This is a genomic window from Micromonospora sp. NPDC085948 (assembly GCF_040686315.1).
Lineage (GTDB): Bacteria > Actinomycetota > Actinomycetes > Mycobacteriales > Micromonosporaceae > Micromonospora.
Genome location: NZ_JBFBJW010000012.1, coordinates 183,480 through 204,870 on the forward strand (window position 1 = coordinate 183,480; position 21,391 = coordinate 204,870).

Below are 21,391 nucleotides of genomic sequence, written 5' to 3' on the forward strand. Positions count from 1 at the left end.
GTTTGATTCCGCGCCGGCCCGTGGGGTGGGATGCCCCGATCCGAACACCGCCTGTCAGGAGGGAGTCACATGCGCGTCCGGTTGGGGCCCGACTTCGGGTGGCTGTGGTCGGCGTACGGTGTCAGCGCCTACGGCACGTGGCTCGCCTTCGGCGCGTTTCCGCTGCTCGCGGTGCGAGTGCTGGACTCGTCGGCGTTCGCCGTGGCACTCCTGGAGGCGGCGGGGCTCGCCGTCGCGGCGATCCTCGCCCTCTCGCTCGGACCGTGGGTCGAGCACCGGGCCAAGCGTCCGGTCATGATCGCGATGGACCTGGTCCGGTTCGCGGCGATGGTCAGTGTCCCGGTCGCGTACGTCCTCGGCGTCCTGTCGTACGGTCAACTGCTGGTTGTCTCGGTTGTTTCCGGGACGGCGAGCATCGCGTTCGCCGCCGCCTCCGGCGCGTACCTGAGGTATCTGGTCCGTGGTGAGCACCTGCTGGTGGCGAACGGGCGGTTCGAGGGCACGACCTGGTCGGCGACCGCAATGGGTCCGCCCGTCGGTGGCGCGCTCGTCGGGTTGCTCGGCCCGGTCGTCACGATCCTGGCCGACGCGCTCAGCTACCTGCTGTCCGCGCTCGCGGTCCTGCGTATTCGGGGCGGCGACGTCGCGACTCCCCGCGACCGGGTCACCCGGCTGCGCCCAGCCGACCTGCTGCACGGCTGGCGAGTCATCCTCGGCGACCGCGTCCTGCGGGGTCTGTTTCTCAACTCGGTGCTGGTCGGCGGCCTCATCATGGCCACCGCCCCGCTCCTGGCCGTTCTCCTGCTGGGCGAGTACGACGTCCCGGCCTGGCAGTACGGTCTCGCCTTCGGCATCCCGGCGCTCGGCGGGTTCGTGGGTGCCCGCCTGTCCGCGCGCCTCGTGCACCGCCACGGCCGGCACCGCGTCCTGATGGTCACCGGTTGGCTGCGATCGGTGTTCCCTATCGGTCTCGCGTTCGTCCAGCCCGGCATCCCCGGGGTGGTCACCGTGATCGTCGTCGAGGGTCTGCTGATCACCTGCATGGGCATCTTCAATCCGATCTACGCGACCGAACGCCTGCAACGGACTCCGGTGGTGCACACCGCCCGGGTCCTCAGCACCTGGAGTGCCAGCAGCAGACTCCTCCAGGCCGTCCTGATGGTGATCTGGGGTGTGCTCGCCACCCGCACCAGCGCGCTCGCCGCGATCACCGTCTCCGGCGTACTCCTGCTCGCCACCCCGCTCCTGCTGCCCAGGCGGAAGGACTGGTCGGCGTCGGAGCCGGTCCGGCCGGCCGAGCCCGTCCGCGTCGGCGGGCGCGTCGATGGATGATGGGTGGATGGAGGGACGGGCGTACCTGGAGAAGTACATTGTCGATCGACTGCCCGCCGGTGCTGGTCAGCCGCCGCACGGGCTGACGGTGGACCGTTCGGAGATCCGTGGCGTGGCGGTGGGACTGGTGGCGGCCGGTGCCCTGGCTCAGGAGGACATGGAACGCATCCTCGCCGACCTGGATCGGGAGTTGGAGCGACGTGGCCGGTTGGCCCGTCTCGAGACGCGCATGTCGACCGAGAAGCGCATGTCGACCGAGGGTCGCCTGACGCCCGATCACTGGGCGCCGCTGTCGGTCGAGACCCGGCAACAGTTGGCGTTACAGCACGGTCGTGACCGCGCGCGGTGGCAGGAGCCGGGTGTCGACCCTGCCCGGTTGCGGGAGGTGATCTCGCTGGCCGGTCGCACGCTGACGCTTCACGCGGTGCCCGCCACGCTGATCAGCCTGGAACGCTGGTCGACGATGGTCCTGGTGAGGCTGGCGTACGCCGGCACCGACGCCCGCGACCCGGGTTCGCTGGACGGCATGCACGACCGGTTGCGGCGGTGGCGCGGGTGGGACGACGCGGGAACGCAGTACCGGGCGGGCGGCGGCAGCGGCGAACAGCGCGGGGGACTGTCCATGGAGACGGTGGTCTTCGAACCCGGCCCGCCGGACGAGGCGCGCACGCTGACGCTGGCGTACGACCGGGACGGTGGGTCGGAACGCTGCACAGTTGCCCTCGGCGGCCCGACGACGCCAGCCTGATCGGAAGCACCGTCGGCTCAGGATCATCGGTCCTTGCGGAGCAGGACTGTCACCGCCTGGCCGTCGGCCGTGCCGAACATGCCGTCGGTGGGGTGGCCCAGCGCGGCGGCGAGGGCGCGGACGTGCAGATCGACCACCGCCTCCACCAGGTCGGCCAGCACGGACACCGTGCCGCGGCCCTGTCGCCAACCCGCCACGCACAGGCCGAGGCCGATGACCGCCGCAGGCCACCACAGCAGGCCGAGCGCCAGATACAGCAGCCCCCAGCCCACCCGCCGGGCGGCGGCGGTGAAGTCGGCCTGCGCGAGGGCGAGCGGGTCCCGGCTCTCCTCGGGCAGCAGCAACCACAGTCGGGGCCAGGCCGCGGCCAGGTCCAGGCCGTAGCAGTCCCGCACCCGTACCGCCGTGGCGATCATGCGGTCACCGATCCAGGTTGGCCGGTCCGGCTTGGTCAACGCGATCCGGTCGCAGGCGCGGGCGAGCGCCTGGGTGTCCGGCAGCGGTCCGGTCGCGCCGTCGGCGGACCGCAACCGGCGTGCCTTGTCCCGCAGGGCGTTCTCGTAGCGGTCCACGGCGGCGTGCCACCGGCGGCGCCGCCGACGTGTCACCGCCTCGCCGGCCCGGCCCCAGCCCTGCGTCCACAGGGCCACGACCAGGCGTTCCAGGCTCTGAGCGGCCGTCGCGGCGACGACGCTGGCCAGCACGACACCGAGGACGATCAGCAGCGCGGAGCCGGTGCCCGGGGCCGGTGACCCGAGGGCGAGCCGGTCCACCTCCCGCGCCAGCAGGCGCAGGTCCCACCAGTGGGCGTGGCCGAGTCGCACCGCCACGGCGGCCAGCGCCACGAACACCACACCGGGCAACGCCAGCCCGGCGAGCCACCGCTCCGCCAGTTTCCCGCCGAGCGAGGCGATGACCGCGTTCACCGGTCCATCCGGAACGTCGGCAGCGAGCAGTCCCACACGGCGCAGTGCGGCGGGCCGGCGTCCGGCCGGGGGATCTCCACCCGGTCGCACAGGTCACCGGGGCACACCTGGACGATCTCCGGGCGGCGGCCGTGGATGCCGGCCAGTGGCAGGTAGGGGTGGCCCCGGGCGGTCGTGTCACCACCGACCAGCCCGCTACGGCGCATCAACTCGGTCACCTCGGCGAGCACCGCGTCCACGCCCTGGTCGGACAGCGGCCGGTCCCGCAGCCGCGCCAGGGCCCGGGCCGGTTCCGGCCCGAGCAGGTCGCCCACCTGCGCGATGTCCGCGCAGACCCGGGCCAGCCGGGCCGCCCGGTCGTCGTCGAGTCGCCTGTCCGGCGCCGATTGACTCATCGGCTGATTATCTCCTGTCGATGTGGACGCGCGGCTGGCAGGCTGGGGAGCGACCGCGACGGGGAGGTGTGCCGGTGAGCCGCTACGCAGGGGACGCCGTCGACCACTGGCGTCGGGCCGCGGCCGGGCAGCCGCGTGGGGACCGGCGGTGGGCCGAGGCCCAGGTGGAGTTGGGGGCCGCGCTGCTCGACAGGCACCACGCGGACCAGGCGCGGGAGGACCTGATCGAGGCCACCGTCGTGCTGGAGGCCGCGATCCGCACGATGGCCGACTCCTTTCTGGCCGAGGAGTTGGGTACGGCGCACGGTGTCCGCGCGCTGGCCACGTACACCGATGTGCTGCTGGCCAGAGCCCGGATCGACAGTGATCCGCAGCTACTGGACATCGCCGAGCAGTATCTGCAGTTCGCCGAGGACGCCTCGGCCGACCTCGGCAACAGCGCGTTGCTGATGCTCAAGACCTGCCAGGTCCATCGAGCCCGGCACACCTTCGACGGCTCGGTCGACACGCTCTACCGGCTCACGGCCATCGCCAAGCTGGCCGAGTCGTGGATCAGCGAGGAGCACCGGCCCGTGTTGCGCGGCATCCACGCGGAGGCGCTGTTGCGCGCCCACCAGCTCACCGGGGTGGAGGACTACGTCGACGAGGCGATGGAGCTGGTGTCCTCGGTGGACACGACCGGCCCCAACCAGGACCAGATCGTCATGCTGCGAGCCCGGTGCCTGCTGGTCAGGGCGGCCGGGACCACCCACACCGCCGATGCCGAGCGGGCCGTCGCGGTGCTGCGGGGGCACACCCCGCAGAGCAACGGCCCGCGCTTCCTGGCCGGGCAGACGTTGCTCACCCTGGTCGACCGCACCGGCCGCGCCGAGTTGCTCGGCCCGGCGTGGGAGGAGTTCACCGCCGCGCTGAACACCGTCGGAGACGGGCATCCGGAACATCGGATGGCGCTCGCCAGTCTCGCCAGCGTCGGCATGAAGACCCACCAACTGACCGGCGACATCTCCGCCCTGGAGTCGGCGATCGGCCTGCTGCGCCGGGCGCTCGCACTCTCCGTCCGCGGCGAGGCCAACCACGCCCTGTACCTGGACCAGTTGGGCTACAGCCTCCGGCTGCTCTACGACGCCACCGGGGAGCCCGCCTACCTGGAGGAAGCGCTCGTCCTGCTGCGCAGGGCGCTCGACGCCCTGCCCGCGCGCGATCCGCAGCGTGTCAAGACCGGGTTGTCCATCGCCCAGGCGTTGCGGGCAACCTATCTGCGTACCGGTGAGCCCGCCCTGCTCACCGAGGCCGCCGAGCGGGCGCGCGCCGCCGGCCGCATCGACTCCGGCGCCGTGCCGGTCCGGATCCAGGCCTTCGACAAGGCGGCCTACACGCTGACCACGCTGGGCCGGTGGGACGAGGCGACGGAGGCCTTCGACGAGGCCATCACGTTGCTGCCCCGGCTGGCCTCCCGGGGGCGTACCCGCCACGACCAGTACGCCGACCTCGGCTCGACGGCCGGGTTGGCAGCGACGGCCGCCTCCTGCGCGATCGGCGCCGGGCAGCCGGAGCGCGCCCTGGAGCTGCTCGAACGTGGCCGGGGCCTGCTGCTGCACCAGCGGTTGACGGCGGACGGCGAGTGGGCGGCGCTCCAACGCGCCGACCCGCGTCTGGCGGTCGACTTCCAGCGGATGCGCCAGGACTTCGAAGCGCCCGCCCCCGAAGCGCCCCGACGCACCACCTTCGGCCGGGACCGGGAAACCGAGTGGAACGTGCTGCTGGCGACGATCCGGGAGCTGCCCGGCCTGGGTGACTTCCTGCGCCCGCCCAGCGCGCGGCAGCTGCTCGACCAGGTCGACGGGACCGTGATCGTGCCGATCGCGAGCGAGTTGCGCTGCGACGCGCTCATCCTGCGGCAGCACCGCGTGACGGTGCTGCCGCTGCCGGATCTGTCGCTGACCGACGCGATGACGCAGCTACGGCTGCTCCAGGAGGCCACCACCACGGCGTACGACCCGACGGCGGACGCGCGGAGCAGGCTGCGCGCCCAGTCGGTGCTCACCGGCGTACTGGAATGGTTGTGGCATGCCCTCGTCGGGCCGGTGCTGGACCGGATCGACGCACCCGGGGCGGCCGGTGAGCTGCCCCGCGTCTGGTGGTGCCCGGTCGGCCCGCTGGCGTTCTTCCCCCTGCACGCCGCCCAGGCCGGTGCCGGCCGATCCGCCCTCGACCGGGTGGTCTCCTCCTACACCCCGACCGTGACCGCGCTCGCCCGCAAACGCACCGGGCCGCGACAGTCCCGGCCCGACGCCCGGTCCTGCGTCGTGGCGATGCGCGCCACCCCCGGCGGCCCGCAGGCGCTGCCCAGCGCCGAACGCGAGGCCGTGGCGGCGGCGGGGGCGCTGCCCGGAGCGTGGCTGGGGCTGGACGCGACGGCCACCCGGCAGCACGTCCTGGACCGGTTGGCCGGCTCGGCCTACGCGCACTTCGCGTGCCACGCGGTGGCCGATCCGCACGACCCGGCGCAGGGCCGACTGCTCGTCCACGACCACCAGGACAGCCCCCTCACCGTGGCCGACGTGTCCCAGCTCGACCTGGACGCGGAGTTCGCCTTCCTGTCGGCCTGCGCCACCGCCCAGGCCCCGCCGACCCTCGTCGACGAGGCGCTGCACATCACCGGCGCCTTCCAGCTCGCCGGATTCCGGCACGTCATCGGCACCCTGTGGGAGATCGACGACGCGATCTCCCTCGCCCTGACCACCGCCTTCTACCAGCACGGCGACGCGACCGGGGCGGCGGCGTACGCGCTGCACGCGGCCGTGCGGGCGCTGCGGGACCGCTACCCGCTGGCGCCGACGCTGTGGGCGGCGCACATCCACACCGGCGGCTGACCACCGCCCGTCGGCGTCAGCGGGTGCGCCGGACCAGCGCCCGGGCCTTCTCCGTGTGGGGATGGGTCGGGCCGTGTACGCGTTCGCACCCGGCCAGCGCGGCCCGTGCCTCCTGGCCCGCCCGCCGGTCACCCGCCTCGACCAGCAGCAGGGCGAAGAGCGTCCGCATCTCCAGGGTCGCGGGATGGTCGACGCCGCGACCCCGTTCACTGTCCGGCACCGTGTCCGCCAGCAACCGGATCGCCTCGGCCCGCCGGCCCACTCCGTCCAACGCTCGGGCCAGGGAGTGCCGGGCGTGCAGGAGTACGCCGTCGGTGTTACTCAGGACTCGACCGGCGTCGTCCGCCAGTGACCGGGCCGCGTCGACTGCCTCGGCCGCCCGGCCGTTGTCGAGCAGGACGACCAGCAGGTTGCTGCGGGCCTGCAGCGTCACCGGGTTCGTGGACCCCACCGCCCGGCTCAGCCGCCGGGCCACGTCCCGCAGAGCCCGTTCGGCCTCTTGGCTGCGGCCCTGTAGGTGCTGGAGCCCGGCCAGCTTCATCTGGCAGGTCAGGGTGTCCGGGTCGTCTCGGCCCAGCGTCCGGGCCATGCCGTCGGCGACCCGCCGCAGCAGCGGCTCGGCCTCGTCCATCCGACCCAGCTCGATCAGCAGCCAGCCGAGGTTGTTGCCGCTGCGCAACGTCTCGACGTCGTCGTCGCCCAGCACCCGGCGCCGCGCCTCGTAGGCGTCCCGTTGCACGCGCTGCGCCTCGGCGTGGGAGCCGCGCTGCCAGAGCGCGAAGGCCAGGCTGTGCTTGCTGCGCAGGGTGTCCGGATGCTCCGGCCCGAGCGCCGAGCTGCGCAACGCCACGACCTCCTGATAGAGGGCCACGGCCTCGTCGATGTCGTTGTCGCGCATCAACTCCTGCGCGTAGAGGGTCCCCGCCTCCAACGTTCGCGCGTCGGTCGCGCCGTACTGCTCGTGGTAGGCGTGGTACTGCAACCCGAAGGCGGTCGGACCACCGAGGGTCGTGGTGCTTGAACGACCGCCCTGGGTGACGGTGATCTCGATGACCGGGCCGGACGGCTTCGACTCGCGCGGTGGCTCGTCGTCGCGTTTACGGCCGCGGTTGAACCATCTGCCCACCGCTCGCACCTCCCGCAGTGTCGACAACCACACGGCCCGTCATCGACAGCAGACTACGTGTCAATGTTCCGCCCCGTCATCCCTCGGCAGCTGGGAGCCGGACGCCCGGAATGGCGACGACGTATGGTGAGTTCTCGTTCACGCGGCCACGGGGGTAGGTCAATGACGAATCTCAGCCACAAGCCGACCCTGACCGGGCGTCTGGTCACGTTGCGGCCCGTGACCGCCGATGACGCCGAGGCGATGACCGCGATCATGATCGATCCCGAGGTGGCCCGGCTCACCGGCAGTGTCAGCAGCAGCGCGGAGCTGGGGGAGGCCCCGCCGCTGGAGGTCAGCCGCGACTGGTACGGCTCCCGAGGCGCCACCGACGACCGGCTGGACCTGGCCATCGTGGACAACGCGACAGGCGCCCTGGTCGGCGAGGTCGTCCTCAACTGTCACGACCCCGACGCCCGCAGCGTCAGCTTCCGTACCCTCATCGGGCCGGAGGGGCGCGATCGTGGCCTGGGCACCGAGGCGACCCGGCTGCTGCTCGGCTACGCCTTCGGCCAGCTCGAAATGCACCGGGTCGGGTTGGAGGTCTTCGACTTCAACCCCCGCGCCCGCCACGTGTACGAGAAAGTCGGCTTCGTCCACGAAGGCACCCGCCGCCACGCCCTGCGCTTTGACGACGATTGGATCGACGCCCACGACATGTCGATTCTCGAGCACGAGTGGGCCCTGCACCAGGGCCACCCCTGACGGGGATCGACGGCCGGGACGTCAGGAGTTCGAGAGTGCACGTCAGCATGGCGACGAGCCCCGGCAGGGCCAACCGGCGCAACGAGGACTTCGTCGGCGCGGTGCCGGGTGCTGTCGTCCTGTTGGACGGCGCGGGCATCCCGGGAGCGGAGTCGCTCTGCCGCCACGGGGTTGCCTGGTACACCCATCGCCTCGGCGGCGCGCTGCTCGGCCAGTTGTCGCCAGACGACGGCCGGGACCTCGCGACCGTCCTCGCCACTGCCATCGACGAGATCGCCGCCGCGCACCGGCACACCTGCGACATCGCGGATCCCAGCAGCCCGCAGGCGACAGTCGTGCTGGCCCGCGTCCATCGGGGTCGGCTCGACTACCTGCTCCTCGCGGATTCCTATCTCGTCCTCGACCAGGCCCACGGCGGCCCGCAGGTGATCACCGACGAGCGTGAGGTGATCGCCCGGCGCGACTGTTCCGTCCCGCTGAGCGGTGTAGCTCGGGACACGCCCGAGTACGACCGCATTCGCGCCTCCTGTGCCAGCGCGCTGCGTGCCCGCCGGAACCGGCCGGGCGGCTACTGGATCGCCAAGGACGACCCGCACGCGGCCCGGGAGGCGGTGACCGGCAGTCGGTCCCTTGCCGACCTGTTCGGCATCGCGCTGCTCAGCAACGGCGCCAGCCGCATCGTCGATCCGTACGGGCGGACCGACTGGCCCGGCGTGCTGGCCCTGCTCGCCGCCCACGGCCAAGCCGGCGTCATCCGGGCCGTCCGGGAGGCCGAAGCCGAAGCCGACCCCGACGGCCAGGTCCCGGACGACGCCACGGTGGCGTACTGGACGCACCTGCCGCGCTGAGGGCTCGCCCCGAGACCCGTTTACCGAGATGCGGCCCGGGGAGCGCTCGTTCGACTCAGCGTGCACTCGGGTTTGGTCAGGCTGAGGTACGAGCCGGCGGCGACCAGCAGCCCCAGACCCCACAGCGTGTACGCCGGCAGCACGACGGCCAGGAACCACGCCGGCCCGTCCACGTTGTCGCCGGTGGCCCAGGCGGTCATGCCGGCGATACCGAAATAGGTGGTGAGGCCCGCGCCGACGAAGAGTCCGGGGCCGGCCACCAGCCAACGTGGGACCTTTCGGCCGGCGAGCGGCAGGACCCAGCCGGGCCAGATCCGGCCCCAGCGGTGTACCAACGCCAGCGGCAACAGTGTGCCCGCGAGGAGCATCAGGACGACGAAAGTGATCATGAAGGTCCAGGGGATCTCCGGTGCCTTGCTCGACAGGAAGCCGTGCACCCGCTCGGCGGTGAAGCGCGCCAGGCAGGCGGCGACCGTCAGGTATCCGGCGAACCACGCCCAGGATGGCGTCGGAGCGTCCCGCCCCTCGGGCCGGCGGCCGTGAACCCGACCGCAACGGTGGCAGGCCCCGCGTGCCCGCCGCTGCTCGGCGTTGGCGATGACGATGGTCAGGGCGCCGCCCAGGGCGCCACTGCCCTGTGCCAGCAGCGTCACCCAGTCCATCGCGTCCAGATCCATCCCGAACAGGCCGCCGAGGATCATCAGGAGGGTCAGCGGGACCATGAACGAGTACAGGACCATCGACACACCGGACACCCAGCCGAGTACGGCCAGCGTCCAACGGCCCCTCGTGCTCCGGTCGCGTTCGACGCCCGAGCTGATCAGCAGGATCGCCGCCGCCGACAGCACCGCGGGCACCACCGGAAGCCACCCGCCGGGAAAGAAGGATTCGCCCGGCTCGGCGAATCGGGGCGCGCCCCGGAGCGCCCACCAGGCGTGCACGACCGCGTACGCGGTGACCCACAGCGCGGCGGCCGGTGGTACCCACAGCTGCCCGCGAGATCCGGGCGAGCGGGGCCGGAGGTGGGCGACCACGGGGACCGTCATGGACCGATGATCTCTGGCGATGGGTCGTCTCTCCTCCCCTGCGCAGGGGATCCCCTGCCCCGGCCGGGGGAGTGGCCGTGGGGTGAGCACGACCACGGCCGGGCCGACTCCGGCCGGAGCGCGTGCCGACCGCGGTGCCCACCCCAGTACGCTCGGCGCACGGTCAGACGCGATGGAGGCGGGGTTGGTGGCGGTCCTACGGGTGACAACTCGCAATGCGCGGTTCCAACAGTGGGAGGCGCTGTTGGGCAACCGCACCAAGCGCCAGCGCAGCGGCGAGTTCCTCGTGCAGGGCGTCCGACCCATCACGCTCGCGACCCAGCTCGGGTGGCAGGTCCGCCAACTCCTGTACAACGCGGACGCACACCTGTCGAGCTGGGCGCACGAGACCCTCGACGCGGCCCGCGCGACGAAGGTGGCCGTTGCCGGCGAGCTGATGCTCGAGCTGGGTGGCAAGGCGGACGTCGCCCCGGAACTGCTCGCCGTCGTGGCGTTGCCCGATGACGACCTCGGTCGCATCCCGACCGGTCCCGACCTGCTCGCGGTCGTGTTCGACAGGCCCACCAGCCCCGGAAACATCGGGACGCTGGTCCGCTCGGCGGACGCCTTCGGCGCCCGGGGCGTCATCGTCACCGGCCATGCCGCCGACGTCTACGACCCCAAGTCGGTTCGGGCCAGCACGGGCTCACTCTTCTCGGTCCCCGCGGTGCGGGTGCCCTCCCACCGGACGGTGCTCGACTGGGTCGAGGCCATCCGCGCGGACGGCGTCGACGTGCAGGTGGTGGGGACCGACGAGAGCGGTGCGGTGGAGGCGGCGGAGTACGACTTCACCCGGCCGACGCTGCTGGTGGTCGGCAACGAGACGTCCGGGCTGAGTTCGGCGTGGCGCGACGCCTGCGACCACCTGATCCGGATACCCATGGTGGGCATGGCCAGCTCCCTGAACGCCGCCACCGCCGGATCCGTCGTCCTGTACGAATCGGCACGGCAGAGGGCGCGCGGGTAGCGGGTCAGGGGATGAGCCGGTCGAGCAGCTCGAACCGCTCGTACGGCTGGTCGTAGTCGCCGAAGTGCCCGTCGTCGCGCACGATCTGGGTGCCCCCGAGCCGCTCGAACATGGCGCGCCCCTGGCGGTCGTCGCAGCCGTACGGGTCCTTGCGGGAGTTGATGAAGTAGATGTCGCGCACGTGGGACCGGATCGCGGCCCAGTCGTAGCTCTGCTGCAGGACCGGTTCCTCGCTGGTGTTGGGTCGGGTGCAGTAACCGGCGACCAGGATCGCCTGCGCCACGGTCACGTCGACGTGTTCGAGGAGCGCCAGAAGGAGCGCCGCGCCACCGGAGTGGCCCACCAGGATCGTGTCCTCGTCGAAGTGGTGCCCGTCGAGCACCGTCGGCAGGAACGTGGCGATCGGTTCGACGTTGATGCCCGGGTGGTGCGGGACCTCGACGGTGTAGCCCCGGGCCTCCAACCGTCGCGCCAGCCAGCGGTACCAGACGACGTCCGGGTTGCCACCGGTCCCGTGGAAGATGATCGCCCTGCGCCCCACCCTGCCCCCTTCGAATCGACGTGCAGATCAAACCACGTGATCCTCGGAGGCGGGGCAGGCGACGCCCACGGCATTCGGCAGGGCGGCCGGGCGCTCAGTCCACGGGTGCCGGCAGCGGCGCGGCCCGGTCACCGTCGCCGCCGGCGCGCGCCCCGACGGGAGCGACGATCGGGGCGGCGACGATCCGGCTGGGCAGCACCGGCGCGTCCCGGCCCGTGCCGCGCCGGTCGCCACCGGAGGACTGCTCGTGGTAGTCCTGCTCGACGTTGACCGTCCAGACGTCGTGCGTACTGCCGGTGGCGATGTTCTCGACCGTGAGCATCGCGGTCAGCATCGAGTGGTCCTGGTTGTTGTAACGGTGCATGCCGTTGCGCCCCACCGGGTGCACGTTCGGCACCGCCTCGGCCAGCCACGCCCGGATCACGTCCACGTTGTGCTGGTAGCGCTCGTCGTACACCGGGTAGGCCTTCGGCATCCGCACGACGTAGCCGGCCTCCACCACGCCGGGCCGCGCCAACCCCAGCCGCTCCAGCTCCGCGGTGGCCAGGGCCACGAGGTCGGCATCCGGGGTACGCCACATCTCGTCGTCCTCGAACACGAAGTACTCCAGGCCGAGGCAGGTACGGCCGTCCTTGACGAGGTACGGCGACCAGGAGCCGAAGTTCTGGATCCGGCCCACCCGTACCCCCGGATCGTGCACGTAGATCCAGTTGTCCGGGAACGAGAACTCCGCGGGCACCACCAGCGCCACCGTCAGGAAGTCGCGGTAGCGCAGGTCGGCGGCGCAGGCCAGCACCTCCGGCGGCGCCGCCGGACGCAGGACGGACACCAGCTCCGAGATCGGCATCGACGAGATCACGTGGTCCGCTGGCTCGGTACGCTGCCCGTCGGCGCCGTTGACCGTCACGCTGATCGCCCGCCGTCGCCCCGGGTCGCGGTGCACGGCGGTGACCCAGGTGCCCGTCGACACCTGCCCACCCCGGTGGCACACCTGCTCGGCGCAGCGCTCCCACATCATCCCCGGCCCGTACTTCGGGTACTGGAACTCCTCGATCAGGCTTGTCACGTCCGTGCGTCGCCGCCGGGGCAGCAGCGCGTTGCGGATCGCCGTGGCCAGGGACAAATTCTTGATCCGCTGTGCGGCCCAGTCCGCCTGCAACCGGTCCGCCGGCATTCCCCAGACCTTCTCCGTGTACGTCTTGAAGAAGATCGAATACAGCCGCCAGCCGAACCGGGCCGACACCCAGCCCTCGAAGTGCGACTGGTCGCGTGGCGGCCGGAGCCGGGCGTGGGCGTACGACCCGAGGCAGCGGACCGCCTCCGCCAGCCCCAGGTTGCGCAGCGCGTTGACGGCGCTGAGCGGGTAGTTGAACAGCGCGCCCCGGTAGAAGATCCGGCTCATCCGGGGCCGGGTCAGGAAGTCCTCGTCCGGCAGGATCTCGTGCCAGAACGCCTCCACCCGGGGCACCTTCGTGAAGAACCGGTGCCCGCCGATGTCGAACCGCCACCCGTCGCGTTCCACGGTCCGGCTGATCCCGCCGACCACCTCGTCGGCCTCGAAGACCCGGACCGTCCGGCCGTGCCGGAGCAGTTCGTACGCCGCCGTGAGCCCCGCGGGCCCCGCGCCGATGACCACCGTGCCGTGCTGCTCGCCCATGCTGCCGCACTCCCCGCTCTGCTGATCGTCGGTGGCGCCGCGCCTACCCGTTCTGCGCCGAATGTCACTCCCGGTCAACGATCGATTCCACTCCGGAGTGGCGTCTGGCGGCGTACAACGGGTTGGACCACACTCCTGAGCGGCGGGTGGGCCGGCGAACCGGGGGGCGGGGCGGATGCACCGGTGGCGGAGCGGCGCGGCGACGCTGGCCGTCCGACTGGGCGCTGCCGGGCGCGCCGGCCTGGTGGCCGCTGCCGGCCGTGCCGGCCTGGTGGGCGCTGTCGGCCGCGCCGTCCGACTGGGCGCTGCCGGCCGCGCCGGCCTGGTGGGCGCTGTCGGCCGCGCCGGAGCGCGCGCGTTCCGTCGGGTGCCGGCGCCCTGGCCGTACGTGATCGGCCTGTTCCTCGGCGCGAAACTGCTGCTGACCCTGCTCGGGTTGCTGGTCCTGCACGCCTGGGACGACGTGCCCGGGGCGCCGCCGCCCGACGAGGCGCTGATGTGGGCCCAGCAGCGCGAGATCTCCGGGCACCGGTGGATCTCCCTCTGGTTCGCCTGGGACGGGCTGCTCTACCTGCGGCTGAGCGAGCTGCCCCTGACCGGGCCGTGGCGGGACTTCGGCTTCCCGCTGCTCTACCCGTTCCTGGCCCGGCCGGTCGGCGCGCTGCTCGGCGGCGACAATGCGCTGGCCCTGCTGGTGATCAGCAACGTCGCGTTCCTGCTGGCGCTCTGGTACGGCTACCGGCTCGCCGAGGTGCTGCTCGGCGACGTACCCGCGGCCCGCCGCTTCACCAGGTACCTCGTGCTGCTGCCGACCGCGTTCCTGTTCCAGGCCGCGTTGACCGAGTCGCTCTTCGTCTGTCTCGCGTTGGCCGCTTTCTACCACGCCGAGCGACGCCAGTGGCTGCTGGTCGGTGTGCTCGGCTACTTCCTGGCGATGAGCCGCTCCGTCGGCCTGCTCGTCGCGCTGCCGCTGGCCCTGGTCCTGCTGCGTCAGCACGACTGGCGGCTCGGCCCCCGCGCCCTGCTCGGCTGTCTGCGAATCGGCTGGCCGTTGCTGCTGCTGCCCGCCGGCTGGTTCACCTTCATGGCGTTCTGCCGGTGGCGCGGCGGCGACTGGTTCGCCTACCAGCACGCGCAACGGACCGGATGGGGCATCGAGACGCAGAACCCGGTGCCGGTGCTGCTGAACGGGCTGACCGGGGAGCCCCGCGACGCCGCGCGGGTCCTCTTCGCCGTGGCCGTGTTGGCCGTGCTGGTCGCCGGGTTCCGCCGCCGGGAGGTGGCCTACCTGGTGTACGGCGTCCTCATGGTGCTGGTGCCGCTGTCGATCGGCCCGGCGGTGTACCGGAGCCTGCTGCGCTACCTGCTCGCCGCGTTCCCGGTGGCCCTGGTGCTGGCCCGCTGGGCCCGCAACGGCGGCGTCGACCTCTGGCTGACCGCGACGCTCGCCGTGGTGCAGGGCGTGCTGTTCGTGCTCTGGCTCACCTACTGGACCCACATGATCATCTGATTGGGCCGGCCGCCGACGGGGCAGAATGACGCGGTGACCGAGCCGCGGGTCCGCCTCGACAACCTCGGGGCCTGGCTGATCAAGGGCAACGCCGACCAGGTCGACCTGACCGCCCGGTTCGCCCAGGATCCCCGGGTGACCAGCTGGTGCGTACGCCCCGGCTACCGGGCGCGGATGATGAGCGCCGGACAGGCGATCGTCTTCTGGGCCAGCGGCAGTCGTGGTCGACTGCCCTACGGGCTGTGGGGGATCGGTCGGGTCACCGGGCCGGCCGAGCCGAGGCCACCGGGGCAGCCCTGGTCGGTGCCACTGGACCTGCCCATCCTCGCCGAAGGGGACCGGGTGCCCCGGCAACGACTACGCGCCGATGGGCGGCTCGCCGCCCTGGAGGTGTTCCGCCAACCGCAGGCCGCCAACCCGTCGTACCTGACCGTGGCGCAGTTCGCGGCGCTGCGTACCCATCTGCCGACCTGAGCGCGTGCCCGGCGCGGGCACATGCGTGCGGCCTGTGCGAGGCTGTTTTCCCGCATCTGACTGGAGGCCCGGTGTTCGCCCTGCCGCTGACCGAGGAGGTCGAGCTGCGCCCGCTGGACCCGTGGCGGGCCGAGGAGTTCCTCGCCCACCTGGATCGGGCGCGGGAGCACATCCAGCCCTGGGTGGCGCCGTCGTTCGTCGCCACCGACCTGCCGTCGGCCCGCGCGGTGTTGCAGCGGTACGCCGACCGGTGGGCCAGCGACACCGGCGGTATCTGGGGGCTGTGGTGGCGCGGCACGCTCGTCGGCGGCGTCATGTTCGTGTCGTTCGACGCGACCCGGGGCGTCTGCGAGGCGGGTTGCTGGGTGGAGCCGGCCGCGCAGGGAAGGGGAATGGTCGCCCCGGCGATCCGCCGGATCGTCGACTGGGCCGTCCGCGAGCGCGGCATCCACCGGGTCGAGTGGCGTACCGCCGCCGACAACATCCGCAGCAGGGCACTCGCGGCGCGGCTCGGTTTGCGCCTCGACGGCACCCTCCGCCAGGTCAGCCCAGGCCCGCACGGCCGCATCGACCTTGAGGTCTGGTCGGTCCTGGCCGACGAGTGGCTGGCCGGACCGGACGCACCGCCGACCATTGTCCACTGACGACCGCGGGTTTTGTCGTACCCCGGCGGCACCATTCATCCATGGCCGTCCCCGCGCTCACCCCCCACCCCGACCCGCCGCGTTCCGTGCCGCTGCGTGAGGCGCGCACCCGGTTCAGTCAGCTTGTCGCGCTCGCCGAGCTGACCGACGCGGTCACCGTCGTCACCCGCGACGGCGATCCCCGCCCGGTCGCCGCGATCGTCCCCGCCGCAGCCGCGCGCAGCGGCGCCCAGGCCCGCGCCGACGCCGACCGGCTCGCCACGGTCACCGCAGGCTGGGCACGCCGTCTCGAGGAGCAGCACCGACGCAGCACCCAGCGGCACGCCGCCGAGCTGGCCGCGATCCGCGCCGCGCTGGCGCAGGCGTGGGCCGAGTTGGATCGCCGGGTCGTCCCGGGCGGCGACCCCACGCTGGCCCGGCTGCGCGCGGCGCACAACGACCTGCTCGCCGGCTGACCGCGTCCGCGCGGCCAGCTGTCGGCGGGATCCTCCACAGCTGGCGAGCCACGGCGAGCGCGCGGCACCGTATCCTTCGTCCGTGGGGCTGCGGTTCACGACACGCGGATCGGACTCGCCGTGGGTGGACACCGTCTGGACCTGCACGAGCGACCAGGTCACCGCGATGACGTCGGTCGCGGGGGTGCGGTGGGGCCTGGTGTTCTGGACACAGGCCGGCCGGGCGCACACGGGCATCACCGGTCCCGAGACCCGGACCGGCACGGCGCCGGTGCCGGAGGGCGCGACCTTCACGGGCATCGAGTTCGCCGTGGGCACCTCGTTGCGGGCCGTGCCCACCTCGGCGCTGACCGACGGTGGCATCGCGCTTCCCGACACCACGCGTCGGACGTTCTGGCTGGACGGAGGGCACTGGCAGACGCCCTCTCCCGACGACGCCGAGGCTCTGGTCGACCGTCTCGTCCGGGCCGGGGTCGTGGTCCGTGACGCGCTCGTCGCCGACGTGCTGCGGGGTCACCGCCCGCCCGTGTCGGGGCGCACGCTCGAACGCCGGTTCCGCGCCTCGACCGGATTGACGCGGAGCGCCGTCCGGCAGATCGAGCGTGCCCGCACGGCGGCAGAGTTACTGGCTGCCGGCGACCCGGCCGCCGCCGTCGTCGTCAAGCTCGACTACTTCGACGAGCCGCACCTGGCCCGAGCGTTGCGCTCCTACGTCGGCCGCACCGCCCGGCAGTTGCGCGAGGGGTCCGGCGGCGCGATCGCCCTCGACCTGGATCACCGCCGGACGTCGTAGACCAGCTTGACGATCCCGTTCGGATAACTCTCCGACTCCCGCAACGTCAGCATGTGCTTGTCCCGGTCGGCCCGGCCGAACAGGCTCTTGCCGGCACCGAGCAACACGGGGAAGACGAGCAGGTTGTACTGGTCGATCAAGCCCGCGTCGGACAGCCGCCGAGCCAGCTCCGCGCTCCCGTGGATGAAGATCGCGCCGCCCTCGCTCTCCTTGAGCGCGGCGATGTCCCCGGTCGAGCGCAGGATCGTGGTCGGCCCCCACCCGTCGACGACGGCGTCGTCGGACAGCGAGGTCGACACGACGTACTTGGGCAGCTCCTTGTAGCCGGCGTGGTCCTCCGAGCCGGGCCAGACCGGCGCGAACGCCTCGTAGCTGCGCCGGCCGAACATCAACGCCGTCGTGTCGGCGAGTTCCTCGCCCTTCAACGACCAGGCTTCCGGGACGAACTCGAGGTCCTTGAACACCCACCCACCGCTGCGGTGCTCCTCGGTTGGGCCGCCGCCGGGCGAGTCCACGACGCCGTCGAGCGACATGAAGCCGGTGTAGACCAGATTGCGCATTGTGCTGTCTCCTCGTGCTCGGGCGAGCTGCCGGGTCCACGCTAGATCGCGACGGCGGTGGTTGTCTTGGACGAAAACGACAGCGGACCCACCACCGTCGCGGCCGGCTCGTCGTCCGTGTCTGTGGCGACCCGACGTTCAGCCGGTGGCCGGGTAGGCGTGCGTCTCGGCTGCCTTGACGGCCACCCAGACCCGCTGACCGGGAATCAGTCGCAGTTGGGCGGCCGCGGCAGGCGTGATGTCCGCGGCCACTCCGATCGGCCCGTCCAGCTGCACCCGTAGGTTGTCGCCGTGCCGCTGCACGCCGGTCACCGTCCCCGCCCAGGTGTTGCGCGGGCTGCCCTCCGGCTGGGACGGGTGCAGGGCCACCGCCGCCGGGCGGAACGCCACGAAGGCCTCGCCGTCCAGCCGGTCGGCGACGGTGAGGGTCAGGGCCGGCGCGACGCGTACCCCGTGTCCTTCGGCCCGGCCCCGGTAGAGGTTGAGCCCGACCAGCCGGGCCACGTAGTCGGTGCGCGGCCGGGCGGTGACGCTCGGTCCGTCACCCTCCTGGACCACCCGACCACCCTCGACGATGACCAGCCGGTCGGCCAGCGCGAGGGCGTCCAGCGGATCGTGGGTGACCAGCACCGTGGCGCCCGGGTGCGCGGACAGGTGCCGGTGCAGCTCCGCGCGGGTGTCCAGCCGGGTACGCGCGTCCAGCGCGGCGAGCGGCTCGTCCAGCAGCAGCAGCGACGGCGCGACGGCCAGCGCGCGAGCCAGCGCCACCCGCTGCGCCTGGCCACCGGAGAGTTGTCGGGGACGGCGGTGCGCCTGCGCGTCGAGCCCCACCCGAGCGAGCCAGTCCCGGGCGGTGGCACGCGCGCCCCGCCGGTCCACGCCGTGCCGGCGTGGCCCGAACGCCACATTGTCCAGGGCACTGAGGTGCGGAAACAGCAGGTAGTCCTGGAAGACCACGCCGATCGGCCGGCGCTCGGTGGGCACCCAGCCGCGCGTCTCCGGGCGGTCCAGGTCGTCGCCGTCGAGCGTGACGTGCCCGGCGGTGAGGGGATGCAGCCCGGCCAGCGCGCGCAGCGCGGTGCTCTTGCCGGCGCCGTTCGGCCCGAGCAGCGCGACCACCTCACCGGGCGCCACGCGCAGCGGGACGTCCAGCCGGAAGGCGCCCCGGTCGACGACGAGCCGGGCGTCGAGCAGCGGAGGCTTCATGCGCTGGTCATCCAGCGGTCCCGCAACGCCACCAGAATGCCCACCGACACGACGAGCAGCACCAGGCTGAGCACGATCGCGGACTCCAGGTCGGTCTCCAACGCCAGGTAGACGGCGAGCGGCATGGTCTGTGTCCGACCGGGATAGTTGCCAGCGAAGGTGATGGTGGCACCGAACTCGCCCAACGCCCGCGCCCAACAGAGCACCGCCCCGGCGGCCAGCCCCGGTGCCACCAGCGGCAACGTGACGTGGGTGAAGGTGGTCCACCGGCCCGCACCCAGGGTGGCGGCGGCATCCTCGTAACGGTGGTCGGCGGCGCGCAGCGCCCCCTCCACCGCGATGACCAGGAACGGCATGGCGACGAACGACTCGGCCACCACGACGCCCGCGGTGGTGAAGGGCAGGGTGATGCCGAACGTGGCGTCCAGCCAACCGCCCAGCAGCCCCCGCCGGCCGAAGACCAGCAACAGCGCCACCCCGCCGACCACCGGCGGCAACACCAGTGGCACGGTGACCAGCGCGCGGACCAGTCGCCGGCCGGGAAACTCGACCCGGGCCAGCACCCACGCGAGCGGCACCCCGAGCAGCAGGCAGAGCGCGGTGGCCAGGGTCGCGGTCTGCACCGACAGCCGCAGCGCGGTCAGCGCCCCCGGCGTGGTGAGCCGTTGTGGCAGGGTCGCCCAGGGCGCCCGGATCACCAGACCGACGAGCGGGAGGACGAGGAAGAGCAGCCCCAACCCGGCGGGGATCAGCAGCGCGATCGGCACCCGCCCCCGCCGTCGGGGCGCGGCGTGCTCGAGGACCCGACTCATGGCGCCTGAAAACCGGCCTCGGCGAGGACCGCCTGCGCCGGCGCCGAGCGGACGTACGCGACGAAGGCCTTCGCGCCGGCCGGATTCGGGGCGTCCCTCAGCGCGACGATCGGGTAGTCGTTGACCGCCCGCGCCGACTCGGGAAACTCCACCCCGGTCACGTCGGCGCTCGCCGCTCGTGCGTCCGTGCGGTAGACCAGGGCCGCGTCGACCTCACCGAGCCTCACCTTGGCGAGCGCGCCCTTGACGTCCTGCTCCAGGGTCACCGGGGTCAGCGCGACGCCGGCCGCGTCCAGGGCGGTGCGGGCGGCCGCCCCGCAGGGCACCTGGCTGGCGCAGAGCGCCACCTTCACGCCGGACCTGCTCAGGTCGGCCAACCCGGTCACGCCTGCCGGGTTGCCGCGGGGCACCGCGATCACCAACTGGTTGCGGGCGAAAGTCGTCGGCGTACCGTCGGCGTTGCCCGCCGCGGTGACCGTGGCCATGTTCGCCGGGGCGGCGGAGGCGAACACGTCCGCCGGCGCACCCTGGTTGATCTGGTTGGCCAGCGCGGAGCTGCCGGCCACGTTGAGAGTCACGGTGCTGCCGGGGTTGGCGGCCTCGAAGTCCTTACCGATGCGGCGGAACGACTCGGTCAACGAGGCGGCCGCGAAAACCGTCACCCGGCCGGTGACCCGGCCGTCGACGGCACCACCGGAGGCTTGGTCGCCGCTCGCGCCGCAGCCGGCGACGGCCACCGCCACGAGTACGACCACCACCGCGCGTAGCGCCCGCGCGCTCATCCCGCCGACCTTCCCCTGATCGGGGCGGGTGCGGCCCGCTCCACCACCACCGTGGTCGACTTGATCACCGCGACGGCCATCGACCCGACCCGCAGGTCCAGCTCGTCGACCGCCTCCCGGCTCATCAGCGACACGACGCGGAACGGGCCGGCCTGGATGTCGACCTGAGCCATCACCGTGTCCTTGCGAACGTCGACGACGATGCCGCGCAGCCGGTTACGGGCCGAGGAGAACTCGGCGCCCGCGTCCGGGTCGCCGGCCTGGGCCCGGGCGAACACGGCCAGGTCGACCCCGTCGATCACCCGGTGGCCGTGCTCGTCGCGCCCGGCCGTCAGCCGCCCGGCGTCCACCCAGCGCCGGATGGTGTCGGCGCTGACGCCGAGCAGGTCGGCGGCCTCCCCGATCCGGTACGTCGTCACCCGCTCACCCTAGCGCCCGCAGATGCGAGCCCATAAGACCCCCACGCCATCATCTGCGCAGGAAAGGGGCGTCAACGTCAGCAGTTGCGGCAGCGAGCCCGAGACGCACCGCCTCCGCCCGTCTCGCCCCTCGCCCGTCTCGCCCCTCGCACGTCTCGGTCCCTCGGCGCCCTCGCCGCAAGATCGTGCTCGATTCAGGAAGTAGTGGCATCGGTGTGTTGGTGAGGCCACTACTTCCAGGATCGAGCGTGACCAACGGATGTGAGCCGCCCGAAGTCGCTCCCGGGGCCTGGCTGAGCACGGTGCTGGTCATCAGGACCCGCGCAACTACCCGGATGTTGCTGCCTCGCGCGCCTCTGAGGCAGCAACATCCGGGATGTTGTGACGATCTTGGCGCGGGGCGCGGGGCGCGGGGCGCGGGGCGCGGGGCGCGGGGCGCGGGGCGCGGGGCGCGGGGCGCGGGGCGCGGGGCGCGGGGCGCGGGGAGATCGGAG

22 protein-coding genes are annotated in these 21,391 nt (G+C 72.7%); 11 read left to right on the plus strand and 11 right to left on the minus strand.

Annotated features, from left to right (window positions below):
- The first annotated feature begins 69 nt into the window (after positions 1-69).
- Positions 70-1,332, plus strand: a complete 1,263-nt coding sequence (locus AB0O48_RS26405; RefSeq protein ID WP_365068954.1) for an MFS transporter — start codon at positions 70-72, stop codon at positions 1,330-1,332.
- Between the two features lie 7 nt (positions 1,333-1,339).
- Positions 1,340-2,080 carry a hypothetical protein gene (locus tag AB0O48_RS26410; RefSeq protein WP_357253125.1) on the plus strand — a complete coding sequence of 247 codons (741 nt, stop codon included), beginning with the start codon at positions 1,340-1,342 and terminating at the stop codon, positions 2,078-2,080.
- Positions 2,081-2,103: 23 nt separating this feature from the next.
- On the opposite strand, the gene AB0O48_RS26415 is transcribed toward AB0O48_RS26410, so the two are convergent.
- On the minus strand, positions 2,104-3,006 hold the full coding sequence (locus AB0O48_RS26415; RefSeq protein ID WP_357572332.1) for a hypothetical protein: 903 nt from the start codon (positions 3,004-3,006) through the stop codon (positions 2,104-2,106).
- Entirely contained in the window at positions 3,003-3,401 is a 399-nt protein-coding gene (locus tag AB0O48_RS26420) for a hypothetical protein (protein ID WP_357253120.1), read from the minus strand. Before AB0O48_RS26420 ends, AB0O48_RS26415 begins: the two co-directional genes overlap by 4 nt.
- A 74-nt stretch (positions 3,402-3,475) precedes the next feature.
- Here AB0O48_RS26420 and AB0O48_RS26425 point away from each other — a divergent pair, with 74 nt between their 5' ends.
- Complete coding sequence (locus AB0O48_RS26425; protein ID WP_365068957.1) at positions 3,476-6,274, plus strand: CHAT domain-containing protein; 2,799 nt, start codon at positions 3,476-3,478, stop codon at positions 6,272-6,274.
- A gap of 16 nt (positions 6,275-6,290) precedes the next feature.
- On the opposite strand, the gene AB0O48_RS26430 is transcribed toward AB0O48_RS26425, so the two are convergent.
- Positions 6,291-7,400, minus strand: a complete 1,110-nt coding sequence (locus AB0O48_RS26430; RefSeq protein WP_357253116.1) for a tetratricopeptide repeat-containing protein — start codon at positions 7,398-7,400, stop codon at positions 6,291-6,293.
- A gap of 162 nt (positions 7,401-7,562) precedes the next feature.
- Between AB0O48_RS26430 and AB0O48_RS26435 the strand changes: the two genes are divergently transcribed.
- Complete coding sequence (locus AB0O48_RS26435) at positions 7,563-8,144, plus strand: GNAT family protein (RefSeq protein ID WP_357253113.1); 582 nt, start codon at positions 7,563-7,565, stop codon at positions 8,142-8,144.
- A 35-nt stretch (positions 8,145-8,179) separates the two neighbouring features.
- Positions 8,180-8,992, plus strand: coding sequence for a hypothetical protein (locus tag AB0O48_RS26440; protein WP_365068960.1), 813 nt, complete (start codon positions 8,180-8,182; stop codon positions 8,990-8,992).
- Between the two features lie 20 nt (positions 8,993-9,012).
- On the opposite strand, the gene AB0O48_RS26445 is transcribed toward AB0O48_RS26440, so the two are convergent.
- Entirely contained in the window at positions 9,013-10,038 is a 1,026-nt protein-coding gene (locus AB0O48_RS26445; RefSeq protein WP_365068962.1) for a hypothetical protein, read from the minus strand.
- 184 nt (positions 10,039-10,222) lie between these two features.
- Here AB0O48_RS26445 and AB0O48_RS26450 point away from each other — a divergent pair, with 184 nt between their 5' ends.
- Positions 10,223-11,044, plus strand: a complete 822-nt coding sequence (locus AB0O48_RS26450) for an RNA methyltransferase (protein ID WP_357253437.1) — start codon at positions 10,223-10,225, stop codon at positions 11,042-11,044.
- Positions 11,045-11,048: 4 nt separating this feature from the next.
- On the opposite strand, the gene AB0O48_RS26455 is transcribed toward AB0O48_RS26450, so the two are convergent.
- Positions 11,049-11,585 (minus strand): alpha/beta hydrolase, encoded by a 537-nt coding sequence (locus tag AB0O48_RS26455; protein WP_357253105.1) that lies wholly within the window; start codon positions 11,583-11,585, stop codon positions 11,049-11,051.
- Positions 11,586-11,679: 94 nt separating this feature from the next.
- Positions 11,680-13,242, minus strand: coding sequence for an NAD(P)/FAD-dependent oxidoreductase (locus AB0O48_RS26460; RefSeq protein ID WP_357253102.1), 1,563 nt, complete (start codon positions 13,240-13,242; stop codon positions 11,680-11,682).
- Between the two features lie 175 nt (positions 13,243-13,417).
- Between AB0O48_RS26460 and AB0O48_RS26465 the strand changes: the two genes are divergently transcribed.
- From AB0O48_RS26465 to AB0O48_RS26485, 5 genes are all read left to right on the plus strand, one after another.
- Positions 13,418-14,752 carry a hypothetical protein gene (locus tag AB0O48_RS26465; protein ID WP_365068964.1) on the plus strand — a complete coding sequence of 445 codons (1,335 nt, stop codon included), beginning with the start codon at positions 13,418-13,420 and terminating at the stop codon, positions 14,750-14,752.
- Positions 14,753-14,785: 33 nt separating this feature from the next.
- Positions 14,786-15,226, plus strand: a complete 441-nt coding sequence (locus AB0O48_RS26470) for a hypothetical protein (protein ID WP_357572337.1) — start codon at positions 14,786-14,788, stop codon at positions 15,224-15,226.
- A 71-nt stretch (positions 15,227-15,297) separates the two neighbouring features.
- On the plus strand, positions 15,298-15,870 hold the full coding sequence (locus AB0O48_RS26475; RefSeq protein ID WP_357253094.1) for a GNAT family protein: 573 nt from the start codon (positions 15,298-15,300) through the stop codon (positions 15,868-15,870).
- A 41-nt stretch (positions 15,871-15,911) separates the two neighbouring features.
- Positions 15,912-16,325: a type II toxin-antitoxin system Phd/YefM family antitoxin gene (locus AB0O48_RS26480; RefSeq protein ID WP_357253091.1), complete on the plus strand. Its 414-nt coding sequence runs from the start codon at positions 15,912-15,914 to the stop codon at positions 16,323-16,325.
- Between the two features lie 82 nt (positions 16,326-16,407).
- Positions 16,408-17,118: a helix-turn-helix domain-containing protein gene (locus tag AB0O48_RS26485; protein ID WP_357572338.1), complete on the plus strand. Its 711-nt coding sequence runs from the start codon at positions 16,408-16,410 to the stop codon at positions 17,116-17,118.
- On the opposite strand, the gene AB0O48_RS26490 is transcribed toward AB0O48_RS26485, so the two are convergent.
- The 5 genes from AB0O48_RS26490 to AB0O48_RS26510 all read right to left on the minus strand — a co-directional run bounded on the left by AB0O48_RS26490 (position 17,100) and on the right by AB0O48_RS26510 (position 20,897).
- On the minus strand, positions 17,100-17,678 hold the full coding sequence (locus AB0O48_RS26490; protein ID WP_357253085.1) for a dihydrofolate reductase family protein: 579 nt from the start codon (positions 17,676-17,678) through the stop codon (positions 17,100-17,102). The genes AB0O48_RS26485 and AB0O48_RS26490 overlap by 19 nt on opposite strands.
- Before the next feature lie 138 nt (positions 17,679-17,816).
- Entirely contained in the window at positions 17,817-18,884 is a 1,068-nt protein-coding gene (locus AB0O48_RS26495; protein WP_365068968.1) for an ABC transporter ATP-binding protein, read from the minus strand.
- Positions 18,881-19,696, minus strand: a complete 816-nt coding sequence (locus tag AB0O48_RS26500) for an ABC transporter permease (RefSeq protein WP_357572340.1) — start codon at positions 19,694-19,696, stop codon at positions 18,881-18,883. Before AB0O48_RS26500 ends, AB0O48_RS26495 begins: the two co-directional genes overlap by 4 nt.
- The gene (gene modA / locus AB0O48_RS26505; RefSeq protein WP_365068970.1) at positions 19,693-20,478 is read right to left on the minus strand and encodes a molybdate ABC transporter substrate-binding protein; all 786 of its coding nucleotides are present in this window, start codon (positions 20,476-20,478) and stop codon (positions 19,693-19,695) included. The genes AB0O48_RS26500 and modA overlap by 4 nt, the downstream gene beginning before the upstream one ends.
- The gene (locus tag AB0O48_RS26510) at positions 20,475-20,897 is read right to left on the minus strand and encodes a TOBE domain-containing protein (RefSeq protein ID WP_357572342.1); all 423 of its coding nucleotides are present in this window, start codon (positions 20,895-20,897) and stop codon (positions 20,475-20,477) included. Before AB0O48_RS26510 ends, modA begins: the two co-directional genes overlap by 4 nt.
- Positions 20,898-21,391: the final 494 nt, after the last annotated feature.

Bases quoted from the DNA above. Each gene is read 5' to 3' on its own strand.
- AB0O48_RS26405 (WP_365068954.1), top strand. From the start codon at position 70: ATGCGCGTCCGGTTGGGGCCCGACTTCGGGTGGCTGTGGTCGGCGTAC.
- AB0O48_RS26410 (WP_357253125.1), top strand. From the start codon at position 1,340: ATGGAGGGACGGGCGTACCTGGAGAAGTACATTGTCGATCGACTGCCC.
- AB0O48_RS26420 (WP_357253120.1), bottom strand. From the start codon at position 3,401: ATGAGTCAATCGGCGCCGGACAGGCGACTCGACGACGACCGGGCGGCC.
- AB0O48_RS26435 (WP_357253113.1), top strand. From the start codon at position 7,563: ATGACGAATCTCAGCCACAAGCCGACCCTGACCGGGCGTCTGGTCACG.
- AB0O48_RS26445 (WP_365068962.1), bottom strand. From the start codon at position 10,038: ATGACGGTCCCCGTGGTCGCCCACCTCCGGCCCCGCTCGCCCGGATCT.
- AB0O48_RS26460 (WP_357253102.1), bottom strand. From the start codon at position 13,242: ATGGGCGAGCAGCACGGCACGGTGGTCATCGGCGCGGGGCCCGCGGGG.
- AB0O48_RS26465 (WP_365068964.1), top strand. From the start codon at position 13,418: ATGCACCGGTGGCGGAGCGGCGCGGCGACGCTGGCCGTCCGACTGGGC.
- AB0O48_RS26480 (WP_357253091.1), top strand. From the start codon at position 15,912: ATGGCCGTCCCCGCGCTCACCCCCCACCCCGACCCGCCGCGTTCCGTG.
- AB0O48_RS26490 (WP_357253085.1), bottom strand. From the start codon at position 17,678: ATGCGCAATCTGGTCTACACCGGCTTCATGTCGCTCGACGGCGTCGTG.
- AB0O48_RS26495 (WP_365068968.1), bottom strand. From the start codon at position 18,884: ATGAAGCCTCCGCTGCTCGACGCCCGGCTCGTCGTCGACCGGGGCGCC.
- AB0O48_RS26500 (WP_357572340.1), bottom strand. From the start codon at position 19,696: ATGAGTCGGGTCCTCGAGCACGCCGCGCCCCGACGGCGGGGGCGGGTG.
- modA (WP_365068970.1), bottom strand. From the start codon at position 20,478: ATGAGCGCGCGGGCGCTACGCGCGGTGGTGGTCGTACTCGTGGCGGTG.